The sequence below is a fragment of the Brachybacterium sp. SGAir0954 genome (assembly GCF_005490785.1).
Taxonomy (GTDB): Bacteria; Actinomycetota; Actinomycetes; order Actinomycetales; family Dermabacteraceae; genus Brachybacterium; species Brachybacterium rhamnosum.
The window spans coordinates 1,233,429-1,248,802 of record NZ_CP027295.1 but is presented as its reverse complement, the minus strand read 5'-3'; the positions used below and the strand labels follow the sequence as shown (position 1 = coordinate 1,248,802).

Sequence of the window (15,374 nt, the reverse complement as noted above, 5' to 3'; positions counted from 1 at the left end):
ATGGACCTGCTCGAGGGGACCCTCCTCGCCGCGATCGCCACGATCGCGGTGCTGGCCCTGCCGGGGCTGCCCCTCGCGCTCGCCCTGCGGATGCGCGGGCTCGTGCTGTGCGCGGTGCTGCCCGTGCTCTCCCTCGCCGTCATCGCGCTCTCCGCGGAGGTCGGGCACGAACTGCGGGCGGACTGGTCGCTGCTCGTGCCGCTGGCCCTCGGGATCCTGCTCGCCGGGGTCGTGCTCGGGGCGCGCGAGCTGCACCGTCGGCGCGCGGGGCCGCGCCCCCGACACCTGGGTGCCGCAGGCCGTCCCGCGCTTCCGCTCCTGCCGACGGGGCGCGAGGGCCTGCGGGCCGCGCTCGCGCCCGCCGCGGGACTGCTCCTCGGCGGCGGGAGCCTGCTGGTGCTGCAGCTGCGGCGCATGGGGTCGGTGGACGCCGTCAGCCAGACCTTCGACAACGTCTTCCACCTCAGCGCCGTGCGGCACGTGATGCGCCTGCACGACGCCTCCGTCGGCGTCGTCGGCGGGATGACCCGCCTGCCCGGGGAGTCCGGCTACTACCCGGCCCTGTGGCACCAGGCGGCGAGCCTCGTCGCCCAGCTCTCGGGGCAGGACGTCGCCCTCGCCTCGAACGTGCTCATGCTCGCCGCCGGCTGCCTCGTGTGGCCGCTGGGGATGATGGCCCTCGTAGGCTCCGCGACCTCGGGCGGTCGGGCCGCCGTCGGCCTCGCCGGAGCCCTCGCCGGGATCAGCGGCGCCTTCCCGCTCGAGCTCATGAGCTGGGGGCTGCTGCTGCCCTACCTGCTCTCGATCGTCCTGCTGCCCACGCTGCTGCTCGGGGCCGCGCACCTGCTCGCCCTCTCCCCCGCCGCGCGCCGGCCCGATCCCGCGCAGCTCGCGGCGATCCTGATCGCCTCCCTGCTCGCCGTGACCCTCGCGCACCCGCAGGGGTCGCTCGCGGCGATCGTGCTCGGGCTGCCGATGGCGCTCGTCGCCGTGGGGATGCGTGTGCGCTCGCTCCGCCGCGGGGACGCGGACGCCCCCGCGGGGCTCGCGGCGACCGCGGGGCTCGCCCTGCTCGCCCTCGCCGCCGGCCTCGTCGGGTGGAGCATCGCGCGGCCGTCCCGCGGCGCCTCCTCCTGGGACCGCACCGCGCGTCCCGGGGAGGCGGTGCGCCAGGTGCTCTCCCTGGCCCCCAACTCGTCGCAGGCCTTCCTGCCGCTCGCGCTGATCCTGCTCGTCGCGGTGCTCGCGGTCGCGCTGCGGAGCCGCTCGCGCTGGCTGCTCGCCCCGTGGCTGGTCGCCGCCGGCGCCGACGTCCTCATCCGCTCCCTGCCCGAGGGGGACCTGCGCTACCTGCTCACCGGGCCCTTCTACAGCGACAACCACCGGATCTCCGCGCTGACCGTGGTGCTCGCCGTGCCCCTGCTCGCCGTGGGCCTCGAGGCGATCGGGCGGGCGCTCCGGGACCGGGCGGCGGCGCGCGGCGCGCCGGCGTCCGTGCTCACCGCGATCGGAGCGCTCGGCGTGCTCGTCGCCCCGCTCGTCCTCGCCGTCTCCTGGGCCTCCCCCGCGACCGGCCAGGCGGAGCGCGGCGCGCTCCCGCAGTGGCAGGGGCGACAGCTGCTCTCCCCGGACGAGCGCGCGCTGCTCGCGGAGGTGCCGGGGATCGTGCCTCCGGACGCCGTGGTCGCGACCAACCCCTGGAACGGCAGCTCCCTCGTCTACGCGCTCGCGGACCGCGAGGTGACGAGCCTGTACATGTCCGAGGAGGTGCCGCGCTCCACGAAGCTGCTGCACGACCGGCTGGACGAGGCGCGGCACGACCCGCGGGTGTGCGACGCGATGCACGAGGAGGGCGTCGAGTACGCCCTGGACTTCGGGCCCGAGGAGCTCTGGGACCGCCGCGACACGATGTCCGGGATGACGGACCTCTCCTCCTCCGGCGTCGGGGTCGTCGTCGCGCAGGAGGGCGACGCGAAGCTCCTGCGCCTGCTCCCCTGCCGCGGCACCGATGGTTCAATGAGGTCGTGACCTCCACCGCTGAGCATCCCGCACGCCCGTCCGGCTCCACCGGCCCCTCCGGCCCCTCCTCGCAGGCCCGCGACGTCGCCCTCGACCTGGGCGCCTTCGTCACCGCCTCGCCCTCGAGCTACCACGCCGTCGCCGAGGCCGCCCGACGGCTCGAGGCCGGCGGCTTCCGGAGCCTGCTGGAGACCGAGGACTGGACCGCGGAGGACGTCGCCGGCGAGCGCTACGTGATCCGCGACGGCTCGATCATCGCGTGGTCCGCCCCCGAGGGGTCCGACTCCCGCAGCGCGTGGAGGATCGTCGGCTCGCACACCGACTCCCCCGCCCTCAAGCTCAAGCCCACGCCCCGGTACGGCGGCGGGGAGGGCGTCGCCCAGGTGGGCGTCGAGGTCTACGGCGGGCCGCTGCTGAACTCGTGGCTGGACCGCGAGCTGCGCCTCGCCGGCCGGCTGACGCTCTGGGACGGCACGACCGTGCTCACTTCCACCGGCCCGCTGCTGCGGATCCCCCAGCTCGCGGTGCACCTGGACCGCGCCGTGAACAAGGAGGGGCTGGTCCTGGACCCGCAGCGCCACCTGCAGCCGGTCCTGGGCCTCGAGGGTCAGGCGGGTCAGGCGGGTCAGGCGGGCCAGGGCGGTCAGGGCGGGCTCGACGTCATGGCGATCCTCGCGGCGGAGGCCGGCGTGGACGCGGAGGACGTCGCCGGGTTCGACGTCGTCACCGTCGACGCACAGGCCCCCGCGCTGTTCGGCGCCCACGAGGAGTTCCTCGCCTCGGCGCGGCTCGACAACCTCACCTCGGTGCACGCGGAGGTCGAGGCCCTGCTCTCCGTCGCCGACGGCCCCCGCGAGGAGGGCGACCCGATCGCGCTCCTCGTCGCCAACGACCACGAGGAGGTGGGCTCCGCGAGCCGCTCGGGCGCCGCCGGGCCGTTCCTCGAGGACGTGCTCGTGCGGATGCACGCGGCGCTCGGCGGGGACGACGCCTCGCGCCGACGCGCCTTCGCCTCCTCGCTCGTGGTCTCGGCGGATGCCGGCCACGCGGTGCACCCGAACTACCCCGAGCGCCACGACCCCGTGACCCGTCCGCGGCTGGGCGAGGGGCCGATGCTGAAGATCAACGCCCAGCAGCGCTACGCGACCGACGCCGTGGGCATCGCGGCCTTCGTCGCCGCCTGCGACGACGCGGGCGTGCCCCACCAGCACTTCGTCTCGAACAACGCCATGCCCTGCGGGTCGACGATCGGCCCGATCACGGCGACCCGGCTCGGGATCACGACGGTGGACGTCGGCATCACGCTGCTGTCGATGCACTCCGCGCGCGAGATGTGCGCGGTCGAGGACCCGCTGCTGCTGCAGAAGGCCTGCGCGGCCTTCCTGCGCGGCTGAGGACGGCGGCGGCCGGGCTCAGGTGGGATTCCTCTCCCGGTCCCGGGCGATCGCGATCCGCTCGACCTCGTCGCGCACCGCGCGGGCCTCGGCGATCGCCGGGTGGTCCGGGTCGCCGCCGCTGCGGCGCTGGGCGTCCTTGACGAGCTCCTCCGCCTGGTACCAGGCGTCCTCGAGGTGACCGGTCTCGGCGGTGGCGAGGGCGAGCTCGCCGCGCACGGCCATGGCCTCCTCGGTCGTGGACTCGCCGGCCTCGAGCAGCTCGAGCAGGCGGTGGGTGGCGTCGTGGACACGCTGGGCGGGACTGGTCACGGCACAATGGTGCCATGACCGCCGCCAGCGCCCTCCCCGTCCTCGTCCCCTCCGCCGCGGGGCACGGGGTCCCGCTCATCGAGGCGCTGCAGTCCCGCGGGTACACGATCGACCACTGCCCCTTCCTCGAGCTGCGCCCGCAGCGGGACGCGGACACCCGGCTCGCGATCGAGGACCTCCTCGAGGGTCGCTACGCGCAGGTCGTGGTCGAGGGGCCGCTCTCCGCCCAGCTGCTCGTGGAGGACGTGCTCGGGACGGGCTCCGCGCTCCCGCCCGGGCTGCGCGTGGTCTCCGCCGGCTTCGAGACGACGGAGGCGCTCCGGGCGGGCGGCATCACCCCCACCGCGACCGCCTCGGACGCCGAGGCCTCGATCGCGCAGGCCGTCGGTCCTGCGGGCGGCGGTGCTGCCGGTGACCGCGCGGCAGCCGGGCCGTCCGAGCTGCTGCTGCTCGGCTCGGCCCTGCTCCCGCCGACCCTGCGCACCTCCCTCGAGCGCGCCGGGCACCGGGTGACCACGGTCGTCGGCTACCGGCCCCGCACCACGAGCCTGGACCCGCAGGTCGTCCGGGACCTGCGGCTCGCGGGGTACAGCGCGGTCGTGCTGCCCACGACGCTGCTCGCCTCCCTCGCGGGGCACCTCGGCATCCACCGGGACATCCGGGTGATCACCGTGCACCACGAGGCCACGGGCGCCGCCCAGGCGAAGGGCCTCACCGTCCACGGCGAGGCGGCCGAGCCCAGCCCGTGGGCGCTCGCGGCGGCGGTCGACGCGTCCGTCCGCGCCGCCGTCCCCGTCACGGGCAGGCCCTGAGCATGGAGATCAACCCGTACGACTCCCGGCTGCGGATGCTGCAGCAGGTCGACTCGGTCCAGCAGCAGCGTGAGGCGACGCCCGGCGAGGAGACCGCCGGATGCCCCGGCTGTCCCTACTTCTGGACCTGCCCGGTGCCGCACCGCGGCGAGGAGGTGCGGGCGCCCGAGCAGATCGAGATCGCGGACGTCGCCGATCAGCTGGCGCCGCGGGGCGAGTACCGCCCGCGGGACGAGAGCGACGTGGGCTGGACCGACGTCTGGATCGAGACGGACGAACCCGATGTGCCCGTTGAGGCCGAAGGGGCTGACGAGCCCGAGGTGCCGCACGCGGCGGCGCCCTCGCGCTCAGGCCGTCGTCGCCTCTTCCGGCGTCGCCGCTGAGATCCCGCGGCGCACGGCGGCCTGGGCGAGATCGCGCGCGGAGGACGGCGGGACCGTGAGGTCCACGCGCATCCACCCGGCGGTGTGCATCGGGTCGTCCTCGGCGGCGCCGGCGCCACCGGTCACCGCGGCGGCGCTCACGCCCTCGCCCGAGATGTCGATGCCGAAGATCGTGTGGAAGGCCTCGACGTAGGCGTCGGCCTGGCCGGTCTGCGCGAGGTGCCGGGCGCGCTCGGAGGGGTCGTGCATGACCTTCGCGAGGATCCGGCGGATGCTGCGCTCGAGGACGTCGGCCGTCTCGCCGTCGACGTCCTGGCGCAGGCGGTCGATCTCGGCATCGGCCGTGTCGGCGACCTGGCGGCGCAGGGCGGCCATCGCCGGGTCCACACGACGCACCTCCTGCTGCACGCGGAAGGCCTCGACGGTCTCCTCGACGATGTCCTGGGCGAGCAGCAGGGCCGGGTCGGCGTCGTCCGTCCCCACCTCGAGGTCGCGCAGGCCCAGCACGGTCACGCCGCGCAGGTGCCGCACGAGGGGGTGCAGGTCGGAGTGCAGGGCCAGGTCGAGGACGACGGTGCGGCCCGCGCCGAGGAAGCGGTCCGGGAACAGGCTCGTGCCGCGGCCGGAGCAGGCGACCACGAGATCCGCCTCCGCGATCGCCTGCTCGAGGCTCTCCGCGCCGACGGCCTCGATGCCGTGGCGGCGGGCGAAGCCGAGCTCGCGGCCCGAGGGCGAGTGGACCTGGATGCGCTCGGCGCCGCGGCGCAGCAGCTCGGCGACGCCGAGGCGCGCGTAGGCGCCGGTGCCGACCACGAGCGCCCTGCGCCCCTCCATGCCGCCGAGCTCCGCGGCAGCGCGGTCGATCGCGACGGCGGCGCCGGAGCGGCCGGACGCGCCGATCGGCGCCTGGGTGGCGACGCGCTTGGCGCAGCGGAAGGCGTGCTGGAAGAGGTCGTGCAGGAGGGAGGTGGTGTGGCCGGTGCGGCGCGCGGCCTCGTAGGCGGCGCGCACCTGCCCGGCGATCTCCGCCTCGCCGAGGACGACGGAGCGCAGCCCCGAGGTGACCTCGTCGAGGTGGCGGGCGACCGCGTCGCCCATCGCGGCCTCGAAGCAGAGGGAGACGATCTCGCGGTCCAGGCCCGAGGCGGCGGAGACGGCGTCGATCACGAGGTCCACGCCGTCGTGGAAGCGCACGGCGTCGAGGTAGATCTCGAGGCGGTTGCAGGTGGAGACGACGGCCCATCCCTCGAGCGCCCCGCTCGCGGCGTTGAGCTCCGCGATGCGGGCGGGAAGGGTGTCCGCGTCCTGTGTGAGGGCGTCGAGCACATCGAGATCGAGGTGCTCGTGGGAGGCGCGGAGGGCAGCGAGCATGGCCGCAGTCTAGGCCCGCGGCCTGGATCGGGCGCCCCTGGGAGCACGCTCGCCCCGAGGTGTGCACAATAGAGGCGTCATGGCACAGAACAGCACGTCAGAGCAGGTTTTTCGCGACAGCGCGTCAGAACCTACCCCCGTCCCGACGCTCCCGCAGGTGGGGGCGTCTTCCCGGACGGCCGCCCCGTCCCTCCTGCCCGCCTCCCATCCCGCCGCGCGACCCGTCGCCGACGGCGGCGTGAGCGATGCGCCACTCCTGCGGCATCTGCGCGGGGAGCGCGGTGAGAGTGAGGACACCTCCGCCCCGGTGTGGTTCATGCGACAGGCCGGGCGCTCCCTCCCCGAGTACCGCGAGGCCCGCGGGACCACCGCGATGCTCGACGCGTGCGTCACCCCCGCGCTCGCCGCGGAGATCACCGTGCAGCCCGTGCGCCGCCACCACGTGGACGCCGGCATCTTCTTCTCCGACATCGTCGTCCCCGCCCGCCTCGCCGGGCTCGGCGTCGAGATCCGACCGGGCGTCGGGCCCGTCTTCGACCACCCGATCCGCACCGCGGCCGACGTCGACGCGCTGCCCAAGCTCGGCGACGACTACGAGGCGGCGCTCGACCCCATCCGCGAGGCCGTCGGCCTGACCGTCGCCGAGCTCGGCACGACCCCGCTCATCGGCTTCGCGGGCGCACCGTTCACCGTCGCGAGCTACATGGTCGAGGGCGGTCCGAGCCGCGACCACCTCCGCACCCGCGCGCTCATGCGCACCGAGCCGGAGACCTGGCACCGCCTCGCCTCTTGGGTCGCCGAGCTCTCCGGCCGCTTCCTGCGCGCGCAGGTGCTCGCGGGCGCCTCCGCCGTGCAGCTGTTCGACTCGTGGGTGGGCGCGCTCGGCGCGGACCTCTACCGCGAGGCCGTGCTCCCCCACTCCGCCGAGGTGCTCGGCGCCGTCGCGGACCTCCCCGTCCCCCGGATCCACTTCGGCGTGGGCGCCGCGCACCTGCTGCGCCCGATGCACGAGGCCGGCGCGACCGTCGTCGGCGTCGACCACCGGATGCGGCTCGACGAAGCGCTCGAGATCCTCCCCGAGGGCACCCCGGTGCAGGGCAACATCGACCCCGCGGTGCTCTTCACCTCCGAGGAGGTGCGCTTCGCGGAGGCCCGCGCGGTGCTCGCGGCCGGCGCCGGCGCGAGCGGCCACGTCGTGAACCTCGGCCACGGCGTCCCGCCCGAGACGGACCCGCAGGTCCTCACCGACCTCGTCGCCTTCCTGCACGCCCAGCGATGACCGTTCAGGGGCAGGTGGCCGGCCGCACCCGCGAGGCCCGCACGGTCGTCGTCGGCGGCGGCCTCGCGGGGCTGCTCGCCGCGCGCTCCGCCGCCCGCGCGGGCCGCTCCGTCCTGCTGCTCGAGGCCGGTCCCGCCCTCGGCGGGGCGATCGCGGCCGGTCACGTCGCCGGGGTCCCGCTCAGCACGGGCGCGGAGGCGTACTCCGTCGCCGGCGGGCACGTCGACGCGCTGCTCGAGGAGCTGGGGCTCGACGGGTCGGCGCCCGATGCCGCGGGGTCCCCGACGGTCGTCACCCCGCGCTCCGGGCTCGGCAGCAGGATCGTCTCCGACGCCGGCACCCATCCCGCCCCGTCGGGCTCCGTGCTCGGCGTCCCCTCCCGCCCCCTCGCGCGGGACGCCCGGGCCGTGCTGGGCCTCGTGGGCTCGCTGCGCGCGGCGCTCGAGCCGCTGCTCCCCGCCCGCATCGGATCACGCCCCGGCGCGAGCGTCGACGCCGTGATCCGCGCCCGCTGCGGGGCTCGCGTGGCCGAGCGGCTGGTCGCCCCGATCGTCGGCGGCGTGCACTCCGCCGATCCCCGCACGCTCGAGCTCGCGAGCGCGTCCCAGCCGCTCGCGGCCGGCCTCGCGCGGCACGGCTCGCTCACCGCCGCCGTGCGCGCGATCACCGCGGAGTCCGCGCGCCGCGGCAGCCCCGGCACGCGGGTGCGCTCGCTCGCGCCGACCATGGGCGCGCTGCCCGAGGCCCTCGCCGCGGAGATCCGCGCGCACGGCGGCGAGATCCGCACGGAGGCGCCCGTGCGCCGCATCTCCCGAGAGGCCGACGGCGGATGGACGGTCGCGCTCGGCACCGAGTCCGTCAGCACCGAGGAGCTCGTGCTCGCCGTCCCGCCGGACACCGCGCGCGATCTGCTCGCCGAGGCCGCCCCGTCGCTCTCCGCCGCGATCCCCCAGGCCCCCGCCGCAGCGGTGCGCCTCGTCGCCCTCGTCGTCGACGCCCCCGCCCTCGACGCCTTCCCGGCCGGCACCGGCGCGCTGGTGGCCCCCGGGACCGCCGGTGTGCGCGCCAAGGCGCTCACCCACGTGAGCGCGAAATGGGAGCACGTGCAGGCCGCCGCCCGCGCGGCCCTGCCCGAGGCCCGCTCCCCGCACGTGCTGCGCCTGTCCTACGGCCGGCCCGGCGAGACCCTCCCGGACCCGTCGGACATCGTCGACCTCGCCCTCGCGGACGCGAGCGTCATCCTCGGGACGCCGCTGCGCCGGCAGGACCTCCTCGGCAGCGCCGTGATCGACTGGGACCGCGCCATGCGCCAGGCCCGGCCGGGCCACGCCGAGGCCCTCACCGAGGTCACCGCACTGCTCACCCGGCCCGAGCATGCGGGCCTCGACCTCGCCGGCACCTGGCGCGCCGGCACCGGCATCGCGGCGATCGTCCGCGCCTCGAAACCGACCTCGTCCACCACGCCCACCACCGCGGAAGGAACCCCCTCATGACCAGCGCTCCCCTCTCCTCGACGGCTCCCACGGCCGAGGGTCCCTCGGACCAGTTCACGACGACGAACTACACGAGCTACACCGTCTACCGCCGTCTCGCGGGCCTCACCCAGGACGGCACCACCACCGCCGCCCGCATCGAGGACGCCCTCGCCGCGGTCTCCGCCCGCATCGAGGAGCTCGGTGCGCACCTGCTGGGCTACTACGACCTCACCGGCTTCCGCGCCGAGGCCGACGTCATGATCTGGCTCCGCTCCGAGGACGCCGCCGCCCTGCAGGCCGCGATCCGCGTCTTCGAGTCCTCCGCCGCCGGCGGCTTCCTCGAGCGCACGTGGGCCGCCGTGGGCGTGGACCGCCGCGCCGAGTTCGCCTCGCGCCACGTGCCCGCCTTCATCGACCCCGAGCGGGACCGCAAGGAGTGGATCACCGTCTACCCCTTCGTCCGCTCCTACGAGTGGTACCTGCTGCCCGAGGAGGAGCGTCAGCGCATGCTGCGCGAGCACGGCCTCCTGGGCCGCGACTACCCTCAGGTCAATGCCAACACCGTCGCCGCCTTCTCCCTGGGCGACTACGAATGGCTGCTCTCCTTCGAGGCGGACGACCTCCACGACCTCGTCGACATGATGCGCCACCTGCGCTACTCCGATGCCCGTCTGCACGTGCGCGACGAGCTCCCCTTCCACGCCGGTCGCCGCCTCGCCTCCCTCGCGGACGTCGCGGCCCTGCTCGCCTGACCTCCCACCGCCAGCACCCCCCCACGAGGACACCGTGACCACTCCGTCCCACACCGATCAGCACCTGACCACCCCGCTCTCCGTCGATCCGCGCTCCGCGACGCACACCCGCCGGGCGGAGCCGCGCGACTTCGACGCGATCCTCTTCGCCTCCTTCGGCGGGCCGGACGGCCAGGACGACGTCATCCCGTTCCTGCGCAACGTGACCCGAGGGCGCGGCATCCCCGACGAACGGCTCGAAGAGGTCGCCGGGCACTACCGTGCGCTCGGCGGGCGGTCCCCCATCACGGCGCAGAACCTTGAGCTCATCGCCGCGCTGGAGCAGGAGCTCTCGCGCCGGGGCATCGATCTTCCCGTCTACTTCGGCAACCGCAACTGGGAGCCGTACCACGCCGATGCCGTCCGCGCGCTGCATGCCGATGGCAGACGCCATGCGCTGGCACTGGTCACCAGCGCATACTCCTCCTACTCCTCGTGCCGTCAGTACCGCGAGGACTTCGGGATGGTCCTTCAGGAGACCGGGCTGGCCGGCGAGGTCACCATCGACAAGGCCCGCGTCTACTTCAACCACCCCGGATTCCTCGAGCCCGTGCTCGACGGATTGCGCAGCGCGCTCGACGATCTCGCTGCTCAGGGCCACGATGCCGAGAACGTCCGAGTGCTGTTCTCCACGCATTCGGTCCCGCTGTCCATGGCCGAGGCCTCGGGCCCGGAGGAGACGCGCGTCGAGGGCTCGGGCGGCTGGTACGTCGAGCAGCATCTCGCCGCGTGCCGCTGGGTCATGGACCAGATCGACGACGACGCGCCGCATGCGCCGCAGTGGGAGCTCGTCTACCAGTCACGATCGGGTGCTCCCCACATCCCGTGGCTCGAGCCGGACGTCAACGACGTGATCACCAGGCTCGCGGAGACCGGCGACAGCGGGACAGAGCCCGCGGTCGAAGCTGTCGTCGTCGTCCCGATCGGCTTCGTCACCGACCATGTCGAGGTGGTGTGGGACCTCGACACCGAGGCGAAGGAGACCGCCGCCGAGCACGGGCTGGCGTTCCGCCGGGTGGCGACCTCGGGGACCGATCCTCGGTTCGTGTCCGCCCTCGCGGATCTCGTCCAGGAGCGCCTGGATCCCGCTTTCCCGCGCGAGGAGGTGACGGACTTCGGATCGACCCCCGATGTCTGCGGAGCGAACTGCTGCGTGGGCCGGGTCTGTCGTCCCACCACCAGTGGCGTGGACTCCGCCGAGGACGTCCGGCGCGCCGGACAGCAGCAGGCGGGCGCTGAGCGGTGACAGGGCGACCAGCACGATCACCCCTGCGCCTCGGCACCCGGGCCTCCGCTCTCGCCCTCACGCAGTCCGGGCTCGTGGGCGAGGCCCTCGTCGCCGGCACGGACCGCGAGGTGGAGCTCGTGCACGTGCGCTCGCAGGGCGACGTGGACCGCACGAGCCCGCTCGCCCGGATCGGCGGAACGGGCGTGTTCGTCACCGCCGTGCGCCAGGCGCTCCTGGACGGGGACGTGGACGTCATCGTCCATTCCTGCAAGGACCTGCCGACGGCCCCCGCGCCCGGCATCGCCCTGTCCTGCGTGCCCGCGCGGGAGGACCCCCGCGACGCGCTCTGCGCCGCGGGCGGCCGCACCCTCGACCAGCTGCCCCGTGGGGCCCGCGTGGGCACCGGGTCCCCGCGCCGCGCCGCGCAGCTGCTCCGCGCCCGCCCCGATCTCGAGGTCGTCGCGATCCGCGGCAACGTCGAGACCCGCCTCGCCCGCGCGCTCGGCGCCGACGCGGACCTCGACGCGGTCGTGCTCGCCGCCTCCGGCCTGCGCCGCGTGGGCAAGGAGGAGTCGATCAGCGAGCTGCTGCCCGTCGAGGTCATGCTCCCCGCGCCCGCCCAGGGCGCCCTCGCCGTCGAGACCCGCGAGAGCACGGAGCCCTGGCTCGCCACGGCCCTCGCCGGGCACGAGGACGCCGCCACGCGTGACGCCGTGACGGCCGAGCGGGCGCTGCTGCGCACCCTCGAGGCCGGCTGCTCCGCCCCCGTCGCCGCCTTCGCGGAGCGGCGTGCGGGCAGCCTGAACCTGCGGGCGCTCGCGATCTCGACCGACGGCGCCCGCGTCGTCGAGGGCGAGCGGAGTGCCCGCGAGGGCGAGTCGGCCGCGCAGCTCGGCCAGGAGCTCGCCCGCGACCTCCTCGACCGCGGCGCCGGCACGATCCTCGCGGAGGCGACCGCGCTGTGACGCCCCGCCCGGTGCTCCTCCCCCGCCCCCTCGGGCGGGGCGGGGATCTCGCGGCGCTGCTCGAGGCGCACGGAGTGCGCGTCGACCACCACCCGCTGCTCGCGCTCACCGCGGAGGACTCCCCCGCGCTGCGCACGGCCCTGGACGCTCTCGCGGCGGGCCGGTACACGCACCTCGTCGTCACGAGCCGCACCACCGTCGGCGCCCTGCTCACCGTCCGGGAGCGGCAGGGCGCGGCGGAAGGGATCGTGGTGCCCGCGGGCACGCTGGTCATCGCCGTCGGGCCCGGCACCGCCGCCGAGCTGCGAGCGGCGGGGATCCGTGTGGATCACGTCGCCGCGGGCTCCGGCGCCGCGCTCGTCGAGGAGTTCCCGACGCTCGCCGGCCCGGCCATCGCCGGCTCGTCGACGACCGGTGGCGGCGCCGCCCCCGCTCGCGTCCTGTTCCCGACCTCGGCGGCCGCCGCGTCGACCGTGCGCCGCGGGCTCGAGGCGCTCGGCGACCTGGTCGAGAAGGTCGATCAGGTCACCGCCTACCGGCCCGAGGCGCTCACCCCGCCGCCCGCCGTGGCGGCGGCGCTCCGCGAGGGCGGCTACGCGGCCGTCGTCCTCACCAGCCCGATGATCGCCCGCCACGTCGCCGGCATCGGCGTGGGCGCCGGCACCGCCGTCGTCACCATCGGCGCACCCACCACCGAGGCCGCCCGCGAGGCCGGTCTCACGGTGAGCGTGCAGGCCGACGCCCCGGACGATACCCGCCTCGCCGCCGCCGTGCAGCAGGCGCTGCACGGGCCCGGCCCCGCCTCTCAGACCCCCACCGACGACCCCCAGGAGGATCGATGACCACCCCGTCCCAGCCCCGCACCCCGTCGGATACCCGCAACTCCCTGCCCACCGGCCCGCTGCCCGTCGAGCGGACCCGCCGCCTGCGCTCCACCTCCGCCCTGCGCTCGCTCGTGCGCGAGCACACCCTGCGCCCCGCGGACCTCGTGCTGCCGATGTTCGCCGCCGAGGACCTCACGGGCGGCGATTCCCGCCCGATCACCTCCATGCCGGGCGTCGCCCAGCACTCCCTGGACTCCCTCGCCCGCACCGCCACCGAGGCCGTCGAGCGCGGCGTCGGCGGCATCATGCTCTTCGGCGTCCCCACCGCGAAGGACGCGATCGGCTCCGGGGCGACGGATCCCGACGGCGTACTCAACCAGGGCCTCGCCCGGCTCCGCGCCGAGCTCGGCGACGACACCGTGGTCATGGCGGACCTCTGCCTAGACGAGTTCACCGACCACGGCCACTGCGGCGTGCTCGACGCCGACGGCCGCGTCGACAACGACGCGACCCTCGAGCGCTACCGCGACATGGCCGTCGCCCAGGCGGAGGCCGGGGCGCACCTCGTGGGTCCCTCCGGGATGATGGACGGGCAGATCGCGGCGATCCGCGACGCGCTCGACGTCACCGGCCACGAGGACACCGTCGTCTACGCCTACACCGCGAAGTACGCCTCGGCGTTCTTCGGCCCCTTCCGCGAGGCCGTGGACTCCTCCCTCGTGGGCGACCGCCGCACCTACCAGCAGGACCCCGCCAACGGCCGCGAAGCGCTGCGCGAGCTCGAGCTCGACGTCGCCGAGGGCGCCGACCTCGTCATGGTCAAGCCCGGCATGCCCTACCTCGACGTGCTCAAGGAGGTCTCCCAGGCCTCCCCCGTGCCCGTCGGGGCCTACCAGGTCTCCGGTGAGTACGCGATGATCGAGGCGGCCGCCGCGAACGGCTGGCTGGACCGCGAGCGCACGATCCTCGAGTCGCTGCTGGCCTTCCGCCGCGCCGGCGCGAGCACCGTGCTGACCTACCACGCGAGCGAGGTCGCCGGGTGGTTCCGCGACGGCCTGCCCGAGGGGCTCCGCGAGTTCCTCTGAGCCCGGCCTCCGCCACGCATCGTCACCGCACCCCGCCACCGCATCCGACCCCGCATCCGACCCCACCGTCGCCCCCTCGCCACCGCACCTGACCTCGCCACCGCACCTGATACAGGAGCCCGCCATGACCTCGACCCCCGCCGGCCTCTCCGAGGAGCTCTTCGCCCGCGCCCGCCGCGTGATCCCCTCCGGCGTGAACTCGCCCGTGCGGGCCTTCGGCTCCGTGGGCGGGACCCCGCCGTTCCTCACCTCCGCCTCCGGCGCGCTGCTCACCGACGCCGACGGCCGTGAGTACGTGGACCTCGTCGGCTCCTGGGGGCCGATGATCCTGGGCCACGCGAACCCCGCCGTGGTCGAGGCCGTGCGCGAGGCCGCCGGCCGCGGGCTCTCCTTCGGCGCCCCGCAGCCGGGCGAGGTCTCCCTCGCCGAGGAGATCGCCCGGCGCGTGGGCCCGATCGAGCGGCTGCGCCTGGTCAACTCCGGCACCGAGGCGACGATGAGCGCGCTGCGCGTGGCCCGCGCCGCGACCGGCCGCGACGTGGTCGTGAAGTTCGCCGGCTGCTACCACGGGCACGTGGACGCGCTGCTCGCCGAGGCCGGCAGCGGCGTCGCGACCTTCGCCCTGCCCGGCTCCGCCGGTGTCACGGCCTCCACCGCGAAGGACACCGTGGTCCTGCCCTACGGCGACCTCGACGCGGTGCGCGAGCTGTTCGCCGCCCGCGGTGACGAGATCGCCGCGGTCATCACCGAGGCCGCCCCCTGCAACATGGGCGTGGTGACCCCGCCGGAGGGCTTCCACCGCGAGCTCGCGGGCATCGTCCACGGCGGCGGCGCCCTGGTGATCAGTGACGAGGTCCTCACCGGCTTCCGGGCGAGCGCCGCGGGTTACTACGGCATCGACGGCGAGGGCTGGACGCCGGACCTCATGACCTTCGGCAAGGTGATCGGCGGCGGTCTCCCCGTGGGCGCCTTCGGCGGCCGGGCGGATCTCATGGACCTGCTCTCCCCGGCCGGCCCCGTCTACCAGGCGGGCACGCTCTCGGGGAACCCGCTCGCGACCGCCGCCGGGCTCGCGACCTTCGCGGGCCTCGACGACGCCGCCTACGCCCACCTGGACCGGGCCTCCGCGGCGCTCCAGCAGCTCGTCGCCGAGGCGCTCACGACGGCGGGTGTTCCCCACGTGATCCAGACCGCCGGGACCCTGTTCTCGGTGTTCTTCCGCAGCGAGCCGGTGCGCACCTACGAGGACTCGAAGGCGCAGGACACCGCCGCCTTCACGCGGTTCTTCCACTCGCTGCTCGACAGCGGCATCTACCTGCCGCCCTCCGCCTTCGAGGCCTGGTTCGTCTCGACGGCGCACACTCCTGAGGTCATCGACCGGATCGCCGAGGCCCTGCCCGCAGCGGCACGAGCGGCCGCCTCCGCCTGACAGCCGG

At 75.3% G+C, this 15,374-nt stretch carries 14 protein-coding genes; 12 read left to right on the top strand and 2 right to left on the bottom strand.

Translation table 11 applies throughout. From position 1 onward, the window contains the following. Entirely contained in the window at nucleotides 1-2,028 is a 2,028-nt protein-coding gene (locus tag C1N80_RS05435) for a DUF6541 family protein (RefSeq protein ID WP_137769850.1), read from the top strand. Then, nucleotides 2,025-3,413 (top strand): M18 family aminopeptidase, encoded by a 1,389-nt coding sequence (locus C1N80_RS05430; RefSeq protein WP_137769849.1) that lies wholly within the window; start codon nucleotides 2,025-2,027, stop codon nucleotides 3,411-3,413. The genes C1N80_RS05435 and C1N80_RS05430 overlap by 4 nt, the downstream gene beginning before the upstream one ends. A gap of 18 nt (nucleotides 3,414-3,431) precedes the next feature. Here C1N80_RS05430 and C1N80_RS05425 read toward each other — a convergent pair whose 3' ends face one another. Further along, nucleotides 3,432-3,725, bottom strand: a complete 294-nt coding sequence (locus tag C1N80_RS05425) for a hypothetical protein (RefSeq protein WP_137769848.1) — start codon at nucleotides 3,723-3,725, stop codon at nucleotides 3,432-3,434. A gap of 14 nt (nucleotides 3,726-3,739) precedes the next feature. Between C1N80_RS05425 and C1N80_RS05420 the strand changes: the two genes are divergently transcribed. Then, nucleotides 3,740-4,537, top strand: coding sequence for a uroporphyrinogen-III synthase (locus C1N80_RS05420; RefSeq protein ID WP_137769847.1), 798 nt, complete (start codon nucleotides 3,740-3,742; stop codon nucleotides 4,535-4,537). Nucleotides 4,538-4,539: 2 nt separating this feature from the next. Then, nucleotides 4,540-4,920, top strand: coding sequence for a hypothetical protein (locus C1N80_RS05415; RefSeq protein ID WP_137769846.1), 381 nt, complete (start codon nucleotides 4,540-4,542; stop codon nucleotides 4,918-4,920). Here C1N80_RS05415 and C1N80_RS05410 read toward each other — a convergent pair. Then, complete coding sequence (locus C1N80_RS05410) at nucleotides 4,885-6,291, bottom strand: glutamyl-tRNA reductase (protein ID WP_137769845.1); 1,407 nt, start codon at nucleotides 6,289-6,291, stop codon at nucleotides 4,885-4,887. The two genes, C1N80_RS05415 and C1N80_RS05410, sit on opposite strands and share 36 nt — an antisense overlap. A gap of 238 nt (nucleotides 6,292-6,529) precedes the next feature. Between C1N80_RS05410 and hemE the strand changes: the two genes are divergently transcribed. From hemE to hemL, 8 genes are all read left to right on the top strand, one after another. Beyond that, nucleotides 6,530-7,570, top strand: coding sequence for a uroporphyrinogen decarboxylase (gene hemE / locus C1N80_RS05405; protein WP_137771664.1), 1,041 nt, complete (start codon nucleotides 6,530-6,532; stop codon nucleotides 7,568-7,570). Next, nucleotides 7,567-9,063: an NAD(P)/FAD-dependent oxidoreductase gene (locus C1N80_RS05400; RefSeq protein WP_137769844.1), complete on the top strand. Its 1,497-nt coding sequence runs from the start codon at nucleotides 7,567-7,569 to the stop codon at nucleotides 9,061-9,063. Before hemE ends, C1N80_RS05400 begins: the two co-directional genes overlap by 4 nt. Further along, nucleotides 9,060-9,797 (top strand): hydrogen peroxide-dependent heme synthase, encoded by a 738-nt coding sequence (gene hemQ, locus C1N80_RS05395; protein WP_137769843.1) that lies wholly within the window; start codon nucleotides 9,060-9,062, stop codon nucleotides 9,795-9,797. Before C1N80_RS05400 ends, hemQ begins: the two co-directional genes overlap by 4 nt. A 34-nt stretch (nucleotides 9,798-9,831) precedes the next feature. Next, nucleotides 9,832-11,082, top strand: a complete 1,251-nt coding sequence (locus C1N80_RS05390) for a ferrochelatase (RefSeq protein WP_370297226.1) — start codon at nucleotides 9,832-9,834, stop codon at nucleotides 11,080-11,082. Further along, entirely contained in the window at nucleotides 11,079-12,029 is a 951-nt protein-coding gene (gene hemC, locus C1N80_RS05385) for a hydroxymethylbilane synthase (RefSeq protein WP_137769842.1), read from the top strand. The genes C1N80_RS05390 and hemC overlap by 4 nt, the downstream gene beginning before the upstream one ends. Further along, complete coding sequence (locus C1N80_RS05380) at nucleotides 12,026-12,871, top strand: uroporphyrinogen-III synthase (RefSeq protein WP_137769841.1); 846 nt, start codon at nucleotides 12,026-12,028, stop codon at nucleotides 12,869-12,871. The genes hemC and C1N80_RS05380 overlap by 4 nt, the downstream gene beginning before the upstream one ends. Then, on the top strand, nucleotides 12,868-13,938 hold the full coding sequence (gene hemB / locus C1N80_RS05375) for a porphobilinogen synthase (protein WP_137769840.1): 1,071 nt from the start codon (nucleotides 12,868-12,870) through the stop codon (nucleotides 13,936-13,938). The genes C1N80_RS05380 and hemB overlap by 4 nt, the downstream gene beginning before the upstream one ends. A 124-nt stretch (nucleotides 13,939-14,062) precedes the next feature. Then, nucleotides 14,063-15,367: a glutamate-1-semialdehyde 2,1-aminomutase gene (gene hemL, locus C1N80_RS05370; RefSeq protein WP_137769839.1), complete on the top strand. Its 1,305-nt coding sequence runs from the start codon at nucleotides 14,063-14,065 to the stop codon at nucleotides 15,365-15,367. The last annotated feature ends 7 nt before the right edge of the window (nucleotides 15,368-15,374 follow it).